The following is an 11,891-nucleotide window of genomic DNA, read 5'->3' as shown; positions in this document are numbered from 1 at the left end:
GCTCTTTTTCATGGCGCCGGCGAGGGCGCTACTTCTTCTCGGAGGCGCGGTCTTCCTCGATCAGGCGGAGCAAATCCTCCGGAATCGGCTCGCGCGCGACCGTGTCGTAGAGCTGGTGCAGCCCACGCCGCAGCCAGACATCGAAGGCCTGGTCCACCTCCTCGCCCTCCTGCTCGATACCGGGCTTCGCCGGGGTGTTCGCGCGTTTCTTTTCGGTCTTGCCCATCATCCCGGCCGCCAAGGACGGGCTGGCGACGGGCCTTTCCAGGATCGCCGCCCCACTCCGTGTCATGTTACACTAGACCACAGAGCGGTTTTCGCCAACGACCGTATCGGTCCGGCTCCGCTGCGTTCCGGTCCGCAGCTCGGCAGCCGGCTGCTCCTCACCCATCAGCCAGGCCTGGAGCTGGCGACGGGCCCGGAAGACGCGGCTCTTGGCGGTGCCGACGGCGCAACCGGTAGCCTGGGCGACCTCCTCATAGGAGAGGCCCTGCAGCACCACCATGAACAGCGCCTCGCGCTGGTCGGCGGGCAGCTTGCCAAGGGCGCGGCTGAGCTCCTTCAGCACCAGCCGGTCCTCATGCGCGCCGCTGACGGCGAAGGCGGACATCGGCAGATCCTCGATATCCGTCGTCTCGCGCTGCTTGCGGAGCGTGCTGATGAAGCGGTTGCGCAGGATGCGATGCATCCAGGCGGCGAAATTGGTGCCCGGGGTGAAGCTGTCCTTGGCGGCCAGCGCATTGGCAACGGCGTCCTGCACCAGGTCCTCGGCGGCGGCACGGTTCCGCGTCAACGCCAGGGCCTGCACACGCAGCTTCGGCAGCAAGGCAACGAGCTGGCCATGGAATTCGGCAGCGGTGCTGACAGCGTGGGTCGGCTTCGCGGTGGCGTCGGTAAATCCGTCCATGGTGTCCGGTGTCCCCTTGCTTCGTCTGATGAGGAGTGACCGGCAGGGAGGAAGGGATGCATCACGCACGCGTCAGGTCATCACAGGATCGGGAGGTGGTGGCTTGTCGAGCGCCTCGGCCAGCAGCCGCCTTGCGCGGGAGACACGGGCCTTCATGGTGCCGAGCGGCACCGCGCAGATGTCTGCGGCTTCCTGATGCGACAGCCCTTGCGCGCCGACAAGGATCACCGCTTCGCGCAGCAGCGGCGGCAATTCGCGCAAGGCCCGCGTCAGATCGCGTATCCGGCCGGGCACTTCCTGCTCGGCGGGTGCCTCCTGGTCCTCTGGCATAACCTCAGCCAGGCGCTGTTCGCGGCGGCGCGAGCGGAGCTGCTCATGGAAGGTGTTGCGGATGACGGCCAGGCACCAGGCGCGGAGGTCGACACCCTCCGAACGGCCGTCGAGGGAGCGCAGGGTACGCAGGACCGCTTCCTGCACGAGATCATCCGCCTCGGTGCGGGAGCCCGTCAGATACCGGGCAAAAGCTCGGAGATCGGGCAACAATTGCGCGAGCGCCGTGCGCAACCCGCGATCCATGGCTTGTTCGGTCACGACATGCTCAATATCACCCCCACAGGAGTGCGGTAAGGATGTCCTTCGCCTGTGCAGGATGAGAACGGCATGAGTGCCATCGACCGGGCGGGGATGATCAAGGCTCTGCCTTATGCGCGGCGCTATGCCCGCGCTTTGACCGGAACCCAAGCCCAAGGCGATGCCATGGTGGCGGATGCGCTGCGCCAGGTGATGGCACAGCAATTCCCCGAAGGCATCTCGCCCAGGGCGATCATGTACGGTGCTGTCGGCGATGCCGTCCGTGCCGCCGAGACGGAGCCGCGGCTCGATCCCGCCGGCCTGTCGCTGCTGCAGCGGATGCTGCTGCTGCTGACGGCGCTCGAGGAGCAGCCGCTGACGGCCGCGGCGGCCGCCTGCCGCATCGCCCCCGCCCAGGCGGAGGCCGAATTGCGCCATGCGCGCGACGGGTTGCGCACCGGCGTTACTGCCCGTGTGCTGATCATCGAGGACGAGCCGATCATCGCGCTTGACATCCAGGAGCTGGTGGAGCGCTGCGGCCACAGCGTGGTCGGCATCGCGGCGACGGAGACGGAAGCCGTCGAGATCGCCCGCGCGGAGCGCCCCGGCCTGGTGCTGGCGGACATCAACCTCGGTGCCGGCGGAGATGGCGCCAATGCCGTTGCGCGTATCCTGCGTGACCTGACGGCGCCGGTGATCTTCGTTACCGCCTATCCCGAACGGCTGTTGACCGGCGAGGCGGTGGAACCCGCCTTCGTCATCACCAAGCCCTTCGACCCGACGACGCTCGCCGTCGCCACCTACCAGGCCGTGACGCGGGGCGTCCGCCCCGTCTGATCTGACCCGTCTGACGGGTGCGTAACGCAACTCGTTGAGCATTGGCAACCGAACTGGGGCGGCGGCGTTCAGCCGCCGCAAACCTGCGGAGGACACTATGCTCTACTGGACGCTCATCTTCCTCGTCGTCGCGCTCGTTGCAGGCCTCTTCGGCTTCGGTGGCATTGCCTCCGCCTCGGCCGGCATTGCCAAGATCCTCTTCACCATCTTCATCGTGCTCTTCCTGGTGTCGCTGATCTTCGGGGTCGTCCGCGGGGCATGATGATGGGGAGGCGCGACCTGCTGGCCTTGCTGGCTGTCGCCGCCCCGCTGGGCGGCGGCCGGGCACAGACCGCCACGGGCCGCCGCGGCGAATCCGATCTTTGGTTCGACCCGACCCAGCTTCCCTCCTTCACCGGCACGGTCGAGCGCTACCTGCCCAATCCGCGCGGCGAAACCGACGCGCTGATCTTCCGCGAGGGCCCGCAGATCGTATTCCCGCCGGATGTGGCGGAGGCGGTGCAGCGGGATGCACCGAGGGGACGCAGCATCATCGTCTGGGGCATCCGCGCGCGCTCGGCGCCGGTCATCACCATGCTGGCCTTCGCGCCCAGCTCGGATGCGACGCCGGTGGTGGTCGATCGCTTCTACTGGCGCCTGGGTGGGCGGCTGCCGCAGGCGGAGGGCACATCCCTCCAGTTCTCGGGCACGGTGAAGCAGCCCTATTACACGCCTCAGGGTGAGGTCGCAGGCGCCATCCTCGAGGATGGCAGCGTGATCCTGGTTCCCACCGAGGCGGCCAAGGGGGCCGCCGACCTGCTGAAAGCCGGCCAATCCCTCGCGGCGGCCGGACCGGGGCGCGAAAGCTCCGAGGGCCGCGCCTTGTTGGCCGACCGCATAGGCCCTGCCTCCGAGTCGATGCGGCCCCTGGCGGGGCCAGCGCGCTGACGATGGCGCTCGACGAGACGGTAAGGCCTGACGACAAGCCCAGCCTCATGCGCGGCTTCTGGGTCCTGACGGGGCGGTATTTCAACGGCGACCAGCGCCGCCGCGCCCGGCTGCTGGCGGCCGGCGTGCTCGGATTGACGCTGCTGCAGATCGGCATCCAGGTGCGGTTCAACATCTGGAACCGCGACTTCTTCAACGCCCTCGAATCACGCGACCGCGATGCCTTCTTCGGCCAGATGGGTCTGTTCCTCGGGCTGACCCTGGCCAGCATGGTGACCGCGGTCTTCCAGCTCTATGTCCGCCAGATGCTCCAGCTGCACTGGCGCGAATGGCTGGTCGAGCGGCTGCAGCACCGCTGGCTTGATGGCGGGCGGCATTACCGCATCAATTTCCTCCCCGAGGCGGCCGACAATCCGGACCAGCGCATCAGCGAGAACACCCGCTGGGCCACCGGCATCGCCGTCGACATGGCGGTGGGGCTGGTCAGCTCGGTGCTGATGCTGGTCTCCTTCGTCGGCATCCTCTGGACGCTGTCGGGGCCCCTGCACCTCACGCTCGGCTCCGGCGAGTTCGAGATCCCGGGCTACATGGTCTTTGCTGCGCTGTTCTATGCCGGCATCGGCTCGGCGCTCACCTGGTTCATCGGCCGGCCGATGGTCGCCGCCAATATCCGCCGCAACGAGGCGGAGAGCGACCACCGCTTCGCCCTCATTCGGCTCCGGGAGAGCAGCGAAGGCGTGGCGTTGATCGGCGGGGAGGCGGATGAGGAGCGCGGGCTGAAACGCGCCTTCAGCCAGGTTTCGCAGGCCATGCTCGACCTGATGCGGAGCGAGCGGCGCCTGATGTGGCTGACCTCGGCCTATGGGATGCTGCTGACCGTTTTCCCGGTGCTGGTGGCGAGCCCGCGCTATTTCGCCGGGGCCATCACCCTCGGCGTGCTGATGCAGATATCTTCCGCCTTCGGGCAGGTGACGACCAGCCTCAACTGGTTCGTCGATAACTTCCCCCGCCTGGCTGACTGGCGCAGCCATGTCGCCCGCGTGGTGGAGCTGGAGGAGACGCTCGACGGTGCCGATGTGCGGGAGACCGACACCGTCATTTCCATCGAGGAGGGCCCCGGCGAGGACGGGCGTGAGGTGCTTGCCTTCCGCGGCCTGCAGATCGCCCAGGCCGATGGCACGCTGGTCATCCAGGAAGCGAATGCCGAGATCGGCCCCGGCGAGCGGGTGCTCATCGTCGGCGAGAGCGGCAGTGGCAAGTCCACCCTGTTCCGCGCCATTGCGGGGCTATGGCCCTGGGGCTCCGGCTCGATCCGGATTCCAAGCCGGTCGCATATGATGTTCATGCCGCAGCGGCCCTACCTACCGCTCGGCACCCTGCATGGGGCGATGACCTATCCGGCGCCGGCCGAGCAATACCCCGTCGAGGTGGTGCAGGCGGCGCTGGAGCGCTGCGGACTGGACGCGCTGGTGCCGCGTCTTGCCGAGGAGGAGCGGTGGGATCGCATCCTCTCCCTCGGCGAGCAGCAGCGCCTGGCCTTTGCCCGCCTGCTGATCCATCGCCCTGGCTGGGTCTTCATGGATGAGGCGACGGCCGCGCTCGATGAGGCCAACCAAGACAGCATGATGCGGCTCTTCACGGAGGAGCTGGCGGAGAGCGCCCTGGTCTCCATCGGCCATCGCCCCGGCCTCGACGCCTATCACGACCGCACCCTGAAGCTGGTACCCGACGAGAATGGTGCCCGACTCGGCAGCCGGCGCCGGCCGCGGCCGGAGAAACCGAAGCGGACCTCGGCCCTCGGGAAGGAGGCGCTTCAGCGCCTGCTGCGTGGCAAGCGCCGGGTCAGCCGCACGAGTGACCGGCCGAGGCCATGAAAAAGGCCGGGGTGGCAATGCCGCCCCGGCCCATCGGCTCCGCTTCAGGCGGGATAGTGCCTCAGCGCCAGGCCGGGCGGCCGAGGTTCACGTTCCGCCCGCTGGTCAGCGCGCCGCCTGCGGCACCCGCGGCACCGCCGATCAGGGCGCCGGTGCCAACGCTGCCGCCGGTCAATGCGCTGACGCCGGCCCCGGCCCCGGCCCCGAGCAGGCCACCCGAGACGGCACGGTCGCCGGTGCGATAGCCACAGGCGCCAAGGGCGAGGGCGGCAAGAAGGACAACGCAGGTTTTCCGCATGGCTTTGGTTCTCCCGTGTTTCGGGTGCAACAACGCCGGACGATCCGCTGCGGTTGCGGTTCGGTCCTGTCCCGGAGCCGCGATGTGACGGACAGAAAACTTGAGCGGCAGCCGCCGGACGGGTAGAGGCACCCCTCTGCCCCACCTCGCGGTCCGGTGATCGCACCTCCTCTGCTCCCGCCCGGCGGGTGCGGGGTGGAGGGTCGGCGGCGCGATCAGGAAGGTTGCCTTCTCATGTTCTCTCGCCTGTTCGGCTTCCTCTCCGCCGACATGGCCATCGACCTCGGGACCGCGAATACGCTGGTCTATGTGAAGGGTCGGGGCATCGTGCTGAACGAGCCGAGCGTCGTCGCCATCGCCGATATCCGTGGCCGCAAGCAGGTGCTGGCGGTGGGCGAGGAAGCCAAGATGATGCTGGGCCGCACCCCCGGCAACATCGCCGCCATCCGGCCGCTGCGGGATGGCGTGATCGCCGATTTCGAGGTGGCGGAGGAGATGATCAAGCATTTCATCCGCAAGGTGCATAACCGGCGGAGCTTCGCCTCGCCCATGATCATCGTCTGCGTGCCCTCGGGCAGCACGGCGGTGGAGCGGCGTGCGATCCAGGAGAGCGCCGAGAGCGCCGGCGCCCGCAAGGTGCTGCTGATCGAGGAGCCGATGGCTGCCGCCATCGGCGCCGGCCTGCCGGTCACCGAACCTTCGGGCAGCATGGTCGTCGATATCGGCGGCGGCACGACCGAGGTGGCGGTGATCTCGCTCGGCGGCATCGTCTATGCCCGCAGCGTCCGCGTCGGTGGCGACAAGATGGATGAGGCGATCATTTCCTACATCCGCCGGCAGTTCAACCTGCTGATCGGCGAGAGCAGCGCCGAGCGGATCAAGATGGAGATCGGTGCCGCCACCGCCCCGGATCATGGCGAGGAAGGGCCCGTCACCGAGGTGAAGGGCCGCGATCTGATGAACGGCGTCCCGCGGGAGGTCTATGTCTCCCGGCGGCAGATCGCCGAGAGCCTGGCCGAGCCGGTGACCTCGATCGTCGAGGCGGTGAAGGTGGCCCTGGAGAACACCCCGCCGGAGCTCGCCGCGGATATCGTCGACAAGGGCATCGTGCTCACCGGTGGCGGCGCCCTGCTGCACCGGCTGGATGAGGTCCTGCGAGTCTCGACCGGCCTGCCGGTCGTGGTGGCGGAGGATGCACTGTCCTGCGTCGCCCTCGGCACCGGTCGGGCGCTCGAGGAGATGAAGCGGCTGCGCCAGGTGTTGAGTTCGATGTATTGAGGTCTAATTGGGTTTCCAGGGCGGCGTAGGTTCAACCTAAGGGTCGTGGAGGCGGCGTGATCCGGCTCAGCATTCCGCTTCGGCAGGCCCTGGCGCGACTGTCGCTCCCGGTCCTGATTGCACTGGCCTTCGGCACCATGCTGCTGGGCAAGGCCGATGCCGTGCTGGCCGAGCGGGCACGGATGGGGCTGGCGGACCTGCTGGCGCCGATCTGGTCCGCCTTGCAGCAGCCGGTGGCGACGATCCGCGAGGCGGGGCAGGAGGCGGAATTCCTGTTCAACCTGCGGGCCGAGAATGCCCGGTTGCGCGAGGAGAACGAGCGCTTGCGCCGCTGGCAGGCGACCGCCCTCGCTCTCGAGGCCGAGAATGCGATGCTGCAGCGCCAGCTTTCCTTCGTGCCGGAGGCGGCGCCGGCCTTCCAGACCGCCCGCGTGGTGGCCGATGGGGGCGGGATCTATGCGCGTGCGGTGCTGCTCGGTATCGGCCCGAACCATGGCGTGCGGAAGGGGCAGATCGCCCTCGACGAGCGCGGCCTGGTCGGGCGGGTGACCGAGGTGGGGCTGCGCTCAGCCCGCGTGCTGCTGGCGACCGACATGAACAGCCGGATTCCGGTGGTGCTGGAGAGCAGCCGGGCACGGGCCATGATGGTCGGCACCAATGGCGCCCGGCCACGCTTGCAGCATTGGCCGGAGGGCTCGGCACCGGTGGAAGGCGACCGGGTGGTGACCAGCGCCGAGGCCGGCGCCTTCCCGGCCGGCCTGCCGGTCGGCATCGTCCGCCGCAGCGAGGGCGGGGCACCGGAGGTGGAGCTCTTCGCCCGGCTCGACCGGCTGGATGTGGTGCGGCTGTTCGATTACGGGCTGGCCGGCATCCTGCCGCCGGAAGCGGTGACGCGGCCCGAGCCGCGGCCGCGGCGGTAGCGCCATGAAGGGGCGTCCTGCCCCGGCGACGGGGCTCCTGCGGCAGATCGACGCGGTGGCCCGCGCCGCCTTCCCGACCGGGCTCACGGCATTGCTGATGGTGCTGGCGGCGGTGCCGGCCGGCCTGCCTGGCTTGGTGCCGGCGGTGGCGCTGCCTTGCATCGTGTTCTGGGCGATCTTCCGCCCGGCCGCGCTGCCGCCGCCGGCCGTCTTTGCGCTCGGCCTGCTGGGCGACCTGCTGAGCTTCGCCCCGGTCGGCTCTGGCGTGCTGACCCTGCTGGTGGTGGCCGGGCTGGTCACCCGCTGGCGCCGCTCCCTTGCCCAGCAGTCCTTCCTTGCCGTCTGGCTGGCCTATTGCGGCGTGGCGCTCGGCGCGGCCGCCCTGGAATGGGTGCTGCAGGTGGTGCTCGGCTGGCAGCTGCTGCCGCTGGCGCCCGGTCTTTACCAGGTGATGCTCAGCGCCGGCCTCTATCCCGGCCTCGCCTGGGTGCTGAGCCGCATGCACGAGGCGATGAGTCGCGCGGAGAGCGCGCCATGAAGCAGATCGCGGAGAGCACGCCATGAACCAGACTACGGAGAGCGCGCCGTGAGGTTCTGGTGGCGTCCCGAGAGCGGTCTCGGCAGCGGCAAGCCGGGCGGCTCGGGCTTCCGGGGCGTGCGGCGGGAGGAGGAGCGTCGCCGTGGCGTCTTCACCCGGCGCGCCCTGCTGCTCGGCGCCGGCCAGCTCGGCCTGTTCGGCTTCCTCGGCAGCCGGCTCTACCGGCTGCAATCGGAGGAGGGCGAGCGCTACACCACCCTCGCCGAGGAGAATCGTGTCTCCGCCCGGCTGATCCCGCCGCCCCGTGGCAGGGTGCTGGACCGCAACGGCCAGGTCGTGGCCGGTAACCGCCTGAATTGGCGCGCCCTGCTGGTTGCCGAGCAGACCCAGGATGTCGGCGCGACGCTCGAGACCTTCTCCCGCATCGTGCCGCTGACCGAGCAGGAGCGTGCCCGGATCGAGCGTGAGGTGCGCCGCCGCCGCCGCTTCGTGCCCGTCGCCGTCCGCGAATTCCTGAGCTGGGAGGATATGGCGCGCATCGAGGTGAACGCGCCGGACCTGCCGGGCATCCTCATCGATGTCGGCACCACGCGCCTCTACCCCGAGGGGGAACACCTGTCGCACCTAGTCGGCTATGTCGCCCCGCCGGCGGAGCGGGACATGGACGGTGATCCGCTGCTGGAATTACCTGGCATCCGCGTCGGCCGCGCCGGCATCGAGCGCCACCACGACCTGCTGCTGCGCGGCCGGGCCGGGGCGGTGCAGCTCGAGGTCAATGCGGTCGGCCGCGTCATCCGCGAGCTCGACCGGCGGGAGGGTGTGCCTGGCCAGGACGTGCAGATCTCGGTCGATGCCGAATTGCAGAAGACGCTGCGCGGCAGGATCGAGGAGGGCACCAGCGTCGTCGTCCTCGACGCCCGCAACGGGGAGGTGCTGGCCATGGCCTCCCAGCCCTCCTTCGACCCGAACGTGTTCAATGCCGGCGTCTCGGCCGCCCAATGGCGGGAATGGACCCGCAACCGGGCGACGCCGCTGATCAACAAGGCGACCAATGGCCTCTACGCCCCGGGCTCCACCTTCAAGATGATCGTCGGCCTCGCCGGGCTCGAGGCGCGGGTGGTCACGCCGGGCGACCGCGTCTTCTGCCCCGGCCATCTGGATCTCGGCGACACGCGCTTCCATTGCTGGCAGCGGCACGGCCACGGCTCGCTCGACCTGCGCAGCGCCGTCAAACTGTCCTGCGACGTCTATTTCTACGAGGTGGCCAAGCGGGCCGGCATTGACCGGATCGCCGCCATGGCCAACCGCTTCGGCCTCGGCACCGATCTCGAGATCGAGCTGCCGGGCACCAGGAAGGGCCTGGTGCCGACCAGGGCCTGGCGCCAGGCCCAGGGCAAGCCGTGGAACCTGGGCGACACCATCGTCCATGGCATCGGCCAGGGCTTCTACCAGATCACCCCGCTGCAACTGGCCACCATGGCAGCGCGGCTGGCGACCGGACGGGCGGTGCAGCCGCATCTGACGCGAAGCGTCGGCGGCAAGCCCGCCCGCGGCGGCAAGCCCGAGGAATGGCCGAGCCTCGGCATCCCCGACCGTGACCTGAAGCTCATGCGGGAGGGCATGTGGGCTGTGGTGAATGAGCCGGGTGGGACGGCGCTCGGCGCGCGGCTGCCGGCCTCACTCGGCGTCATGGCCGGCAAGACCGGCTCGGTGCAGGTGCGCCGCGTCAGCCGCGAGCAGCGGGAGCGCGGCTACAAGGCGGAGAACCAGCCCCGCGAATGGCGCCCGCATGCGCTCTTCGTCGCCTTCGCCCCCTATGACAACCCGCTCTACGCGGTCAGCGTGGTGGTGGAGCATGGCATGAGCGGCTCCGGCGCCGCGGCGCCGCTGGCGCGGGATGCGCTGGTGGAGGTCTTCAACCGCTTCCGCGCCGCGCCCGGGCCGCGCGTTGCGGAGGCCAGCCCGGCGGAGCCGCGCCGATGAGCGTCACCTACGAACGCCGCCTGCTGACGCGCGACCGCGGCGCCGGCCTGCTGCAGAAGCTCTGGCTCATCCCCTGGAGCTTCGTGCTGCTGCTCTGCGCCGTTGCCGCCGTCGGCTATGTGGCGCTCTACTCGGCGGGCGGCGGCTCGCCGGAGCCCTATGCGGCGAAGCACGCGCTCCGCTTCGGCTTCGGCCTGGTGCTGATGCTCTCGATCGCCCTGGTCGATATCCGCCTCATCGCGCGGCTGGCCTGGCTGGGCTATGCCGCCGGCATCGCGCTGCTGGTGCTGGTGCTGCTGCACGGCAATGTGGGGAAGGGGGCCCAGCGCTGGATCGATATCGGCCCGCTGCAGCTCCAGCCCTCCGAGTTGATGAAGATCATGCTCGTGCTCGGCCTCGCTGCCTGGTTCCAGCGGGCGAGTTGGGAGCGGATGGGCAATGTCCTCTTTCTCCTCCCGCCGGCGCTGATGGTGCTGCTGCCGGTCGGGCTGATCCTGAAGCAGCCCAATCTCGGCACTGCGCTGATCACCGGCATGGTGGGCGCCGCGGTCTTCTTCGCCGCCGGCACACGCTGGTGGAAATTCGCCCTGATCGGGGCCGGCGTCGCCGTCGCGGCGCCGATCGCCTATGACCATCTGCACGACTACCAGCGGGCGCGGATCACCACCTTCCTCGACCCGGAGAGCGACCCGCTCGGGGCGGGCTACAACATCATCCAATCGAAGATCGCACTCGGCTCGGGCGGGCTCTGGGGCAAGGGCTTCCTCCAGGGCACCCAGGGCCACCTCAACTTCCTGCCGGAGAAGCAGACCGACTTCATCTTCACCATGATCGCCGAGGAGTTCGGCCTGGTCGGCGCGCTGACCGTGCTCGGCCTGCTCTCGCTGGTGCTGATGTTCTGCTTCGCCGTCGCGCTGCGCTGCCGGCACCAATTCGGCCGGCTGATCGCGGTCGGGCTCGGCACCAATTTCTTTCTCTACGTCTTCGTGAACGTGGCCATGGTGACGGGCTCCATCCCTGTGGGCGGGGTGCCCCTGCCGCTGATCTCCCATGGCGGCTCCGCCATGCTCACCACCATGCTGGGATTCGGGCTGCTGCTCTCGGTCTATGTCCACCGCGATGCGGAATTCGGTGCAGCCCAGGATTGACCGGCAATAGGGGCTGGACAAAGCCGCAGCGGGCGCTAAAAGGCGCCTCCCGGTGGGGCGCCTAGCTCAGTTGGTAGAGCAGCTGACTCTTAATCAGCGGGTCGTAGGTTCGAATCCTACGGCGCCCACCAATCACTTTAAAAGCTTAAGCGCCACTTGGTGACGCCTACAGCCAAGCGCATCTGTCGCGGACCCACCAAGCGGCATTTGGCTTTGGTTGGCCAGCTGACGAGACCGCCACGGGTGCAGGAGTAAGCGCAAGCTCGCCCGAGGGCTCATACCAAATCCCATTGATCAGAACCGATGCGCCCAATCGCGCAGTCCGATGGACATGATAGTCCAGGGCTGCTCGACGAGGCGGTTCCAGGCCCGACAGCAATGGTCGACGATGTCGTCGTAGCAGTGGAAGACGCGGTTCGAGAGCCAGTTGTCCCGCAGGAACTGCCAGGTGTTCTCCACCGGGTTCAATTCGGGACACTTGGGCGGCAGCGGGACGAGGGTGATGTTCGGCGGCACCTCGAGCCTGTCCGATAGGTGCCATCCGGCTTGGTCGAGCAGCAGCACGGCATGCGCGTTCGGCGCCACAGCGGCAGCGATCTCGGCGAGATGCA

Annotated in this window: 14 protein-coding genes and 1 tRNA gene; 10 read left to right on the top strand and 5 right to left on the bottom strand. The window is 68.9% G+C overall.

Annotated features, from left to right (window positions below):
* Positions 1-28: 28 nt before the first annotated feature.
* The 3 genes from BLR02_RS16410 to BLR02_RS16400 form a co-directional block, all read right to left on the bottom strand.
* Positions 29-226 carry a NepR family anti-sigma factor gene (locus tag BLR02_RS16410; RefSeq protein WP_090561825.1) on the bottom strand — a complete coding sequence of 66 codons (198 nt, stop codon included), beginning with the start codon at positions 224-226 and terminating at the stop codon, positions 29-31.
* A gap of 72 nt (positions 227-298) precedes the next feature.
* Positions 299-907, bottom strand: coding sequence for a sigma-70 family RNA polymerase sigma factor (locus tag BLR02_RS16405; protein ID WP_090561254.1), 609 nt, complete (start codon positions 905-907; stop codon positions 299-301).
* 72 nt (positions 908-979) lie between these two features.
* Entirely contained in the window at positions 980-1,498 is a 519-nt protein-coding gene (locus BLR02_RS16400; RefSeq protein WP_245704825.1) for a sigma-70 family RNA polymerase sigma factor, read from the bottom strand.
* Between the two features lie 69 nt (positions 1,499-1,567).
* Between BLR02_RS16400 and BLR02_RS16395 the strand changes: the two genes are divergently transcribed.
* The 4 genes from BLR02_RS16395 (at position 1,568) to BLR02_RS16380 (ending at position 5,115) form a co-directional block, all read left to right on the top strand.
* Positions 1,568-2,314, top strand: a complete 747-nt coding sequence (locus tag BLR02_RS16395) for a PhyR family response regulator anti-anti-sigma factor (RefSeq protein WP_090561827.1) — start codon at positions 1,568-1,570, stop codon at positions 2,312-2,314.
* Positions 2,315-2,411: 97 nt separating this feature from the next.
* Positions 2,412-2,576 (top strand): DUF1328 domain-containing protein, encoded by a 165-nt coding sequence (locus BLR02_RS16390; RefSeq protein ID WP_043339068.1) that lies wholly within the window; start codon positions 2,412-2,414, stop codon positions 2,574-2,576.
* A 2-nt stretch (positions 2,577-2,578) separates the two neighbouring features.
* The gene (locus BLR02_RS16385) at positions 2,579-3,241 is read left to right on the top strand and encodes a hypothetical protein (RefSeq protein WP_090663946.1); all 663 of its coding nucleotides are present in this window, start codon (positions 2,579-2,581) and stop codon (positions 3,239-3,241) included.
* 2 nt (positions 3,242-3,243) lie between these two features.
* Complete coding sequence (locus tag BLR02_RS16380) at positions 3,244-5,115, top strand: ABC transporter ATP-binding protein/permease (RefSeq protein WP_090663945.1); 1,872 nt, start codon at positions 3,244-3,246, stop codon at positions 5,113-5,115.
* Positions 5,116-5,176: 61 nt separating this feature from the next.
* Here the strand turns inward: BLR02_RS16380 and BLR02_RS16375 are convergent, their stop codons facing one another.
* The gene (locus tag BLR02_RS16375) at positions 5,177-5,413 is read right to left on the bottom strand and encodes a hypothetical protein (protein ID WP_090561258.1); all 237 of its coding nucleotides are present in this window, start codon (positions 5,411-5,413) and stop codon (positions 5,177-5,179) included.
* 234 nt (positions 5,414-5,647) lie between these two features.
* Between BLR02_RS16375 and BLR02_RS16370 the strand changes: the two genes are divergently transcribed.
* From BLR02_RS16370 to BLR02_RS16345, 6 genes are all read left to right on the top strand, one after another.
* On the top strand, positions 5,648-6,691 hold the full coding sequence (locus tag BLR02_RS16370; RefSeq protein WP_090561259.1) for a rod shape-determining protein: 1,044 nt from the start codon (positions 5,648-5,650) through the stop codon (positions 6,689-6,691).
* Positions 6,692-6,747: 56 nt separating this feature from the next.
* Positions 6,748-7,611 carry a rod shape-determining protein MreC gene (gene mreC, locus BLR02_RS16365; RefSeq protein ID WP_090663944.1) on the top strand — a complete coding sequence of 288 codons (864 nt, stop codon included), beginning with the start codon at positions 6,748-6,750 and terminating at the stop codon, positions 7,609-7,611.
* 4 nt (positions 7,612-7,615) lie between these two features.
* Positions 7,616-8,149 carry a rod shape-determining protein MreD gene (gene mreD, locus BLR02_RS16360; protein ID WP_090663943.1) on the top strand — a complete coding sequence of 178 codons (534 nt, stop codon included), beginning with the start codon at positions 7,616-7,618 and terminating at the stop codon, positions 8,147-8,149.
* A 117-nt stretch (positions 8,150-8,266) separates the two neighbouring features.
* Positions 8,267-10,132, top strand: a complete 1,866-nt coding sequence (gene mrdA / locus BLR02_RS16355; RefSeq protein ID WP_090664058.1) for a penicillin-binding protein 2 — start codon at positions 8,267-8,269, stop codon at positions 10,130-10,132.
* A complete protein-coding gene (gene rodA, locus BLR02_RS16350) occupies positions 10,129-11,280 on the top strand; it encodes a rod shape-determining protein RodA (RefSeq protein ID WP_090663942.1) in 1,152 nt (383 codons plus the stop codon). Before mrdA ends, rodA begins: the two co-directional genes overlap by 4 nt.
* A gap of 55 nt (positions 11,281-11,335) precedes the next feature.
* Positions 11,336-11,411 (top strand) — tRNA-Lys (locus tag BLR02_RS16345).
* A 163-nt stretch (positions 11,412-11,574) separates the two neighbouring features.
* On the opposite strand, the gene BLR02_RS16340 is transcribed toward BLR02_RS16345, so the two are convergent.
* Positions 11,575-11,891: transposase (locus BLR02_RS16340; RefSeq protein ID WP_176849623.1), on the bottom strand; the 317-nt coding region annotated here is incomplete at its 5' end.

Source organism: Belnapia rosea (assembly GCF_900101615.1).
Classification (GTDB): domain Bacteria; phylum Pseudomonadota; class Alphaproteobacteria; order Acetobacterales; family Acetobacteraceae; genus Belnapia; species Belnapia rosea.
This window is presented reverse-complemented; position numbering and strand designations above follow the sequence as displayed.

Excerpts from the sequence above, each read along its gene's own strand:
- rodA (WP_090663942.1), top strand. The coding sequence starts at position 10,129 with ATGAGCGTCACCTACGAACGCCGCCTGCTGACGCGCGACCGCGGCGCC.
- BLR02_RS16405 (WP_090561254.1), bottom strand. The coding sequence starts at position 907 with ATGGACGGATTTACCGACGCCACCGCGAAGCCGACCCACGCTGTCAGC.
- BLR02_RS16390 (WP_043339068.1), top strand. The coding sequence starts at position 2,412 with ATGCTCTACTGGACGCTCATCTTCCTCGTCGTCGCGCTCGTTGCAGGC.
- BLR02_RS16370 (WP_090561259.1), top strand. The coding sequence starts at position 5,648 with ATGTTCTCTCGCCTGTTCGGCTTCCTCTCCGCCGACATGGCCATCGAC.
- mreD (WP_090663943.1), top strand. The coding sequence starts at position 7,616 with ATGAAGGGGCGTCCTGCCCCGGCGACGGGGCTCCTGCGGCAGATCGAC.
- BLR02_RS16375 (WP_090561258.1), bottom strand. The coding sequence starts at position 5,413 with ATGCGGAAAACCTGCGTTGTCCTTCTTGCCGCCCTCGCCCTTGGCGCC.
- BLR02_RS16395 (WP_090561827.1), top strand. The coding sequence starts at position 1,568 with ATGAGTGCCATCGACCGGGCGGGGATGATCAAGGCTCTGCCTTATGCG.
- BLR02_RS16410 (WP_090561825.1), bottom strand. The coding sequence starts at position 226 with ATGGGCAAGACCGAAAAGAAACGCGCGAACACCCCGGCGAAGCCCGGT.
- BLR02_RS16380 (WP_090663945.1), top strand. The coding sequence starts at position 3,244 with ATGGCGCTCGACGAGACGGTAAGGCCTGACGACAAGCCCAGCCTCATG.
- BLR02_RS16385 (WP_090663946.1), top strand. The coding sequence starts at position 2,579 with ATGGGGAGGCGCGACCTGCTGGCCTTGCTGGCTGTCGCCGCCCCGCTG.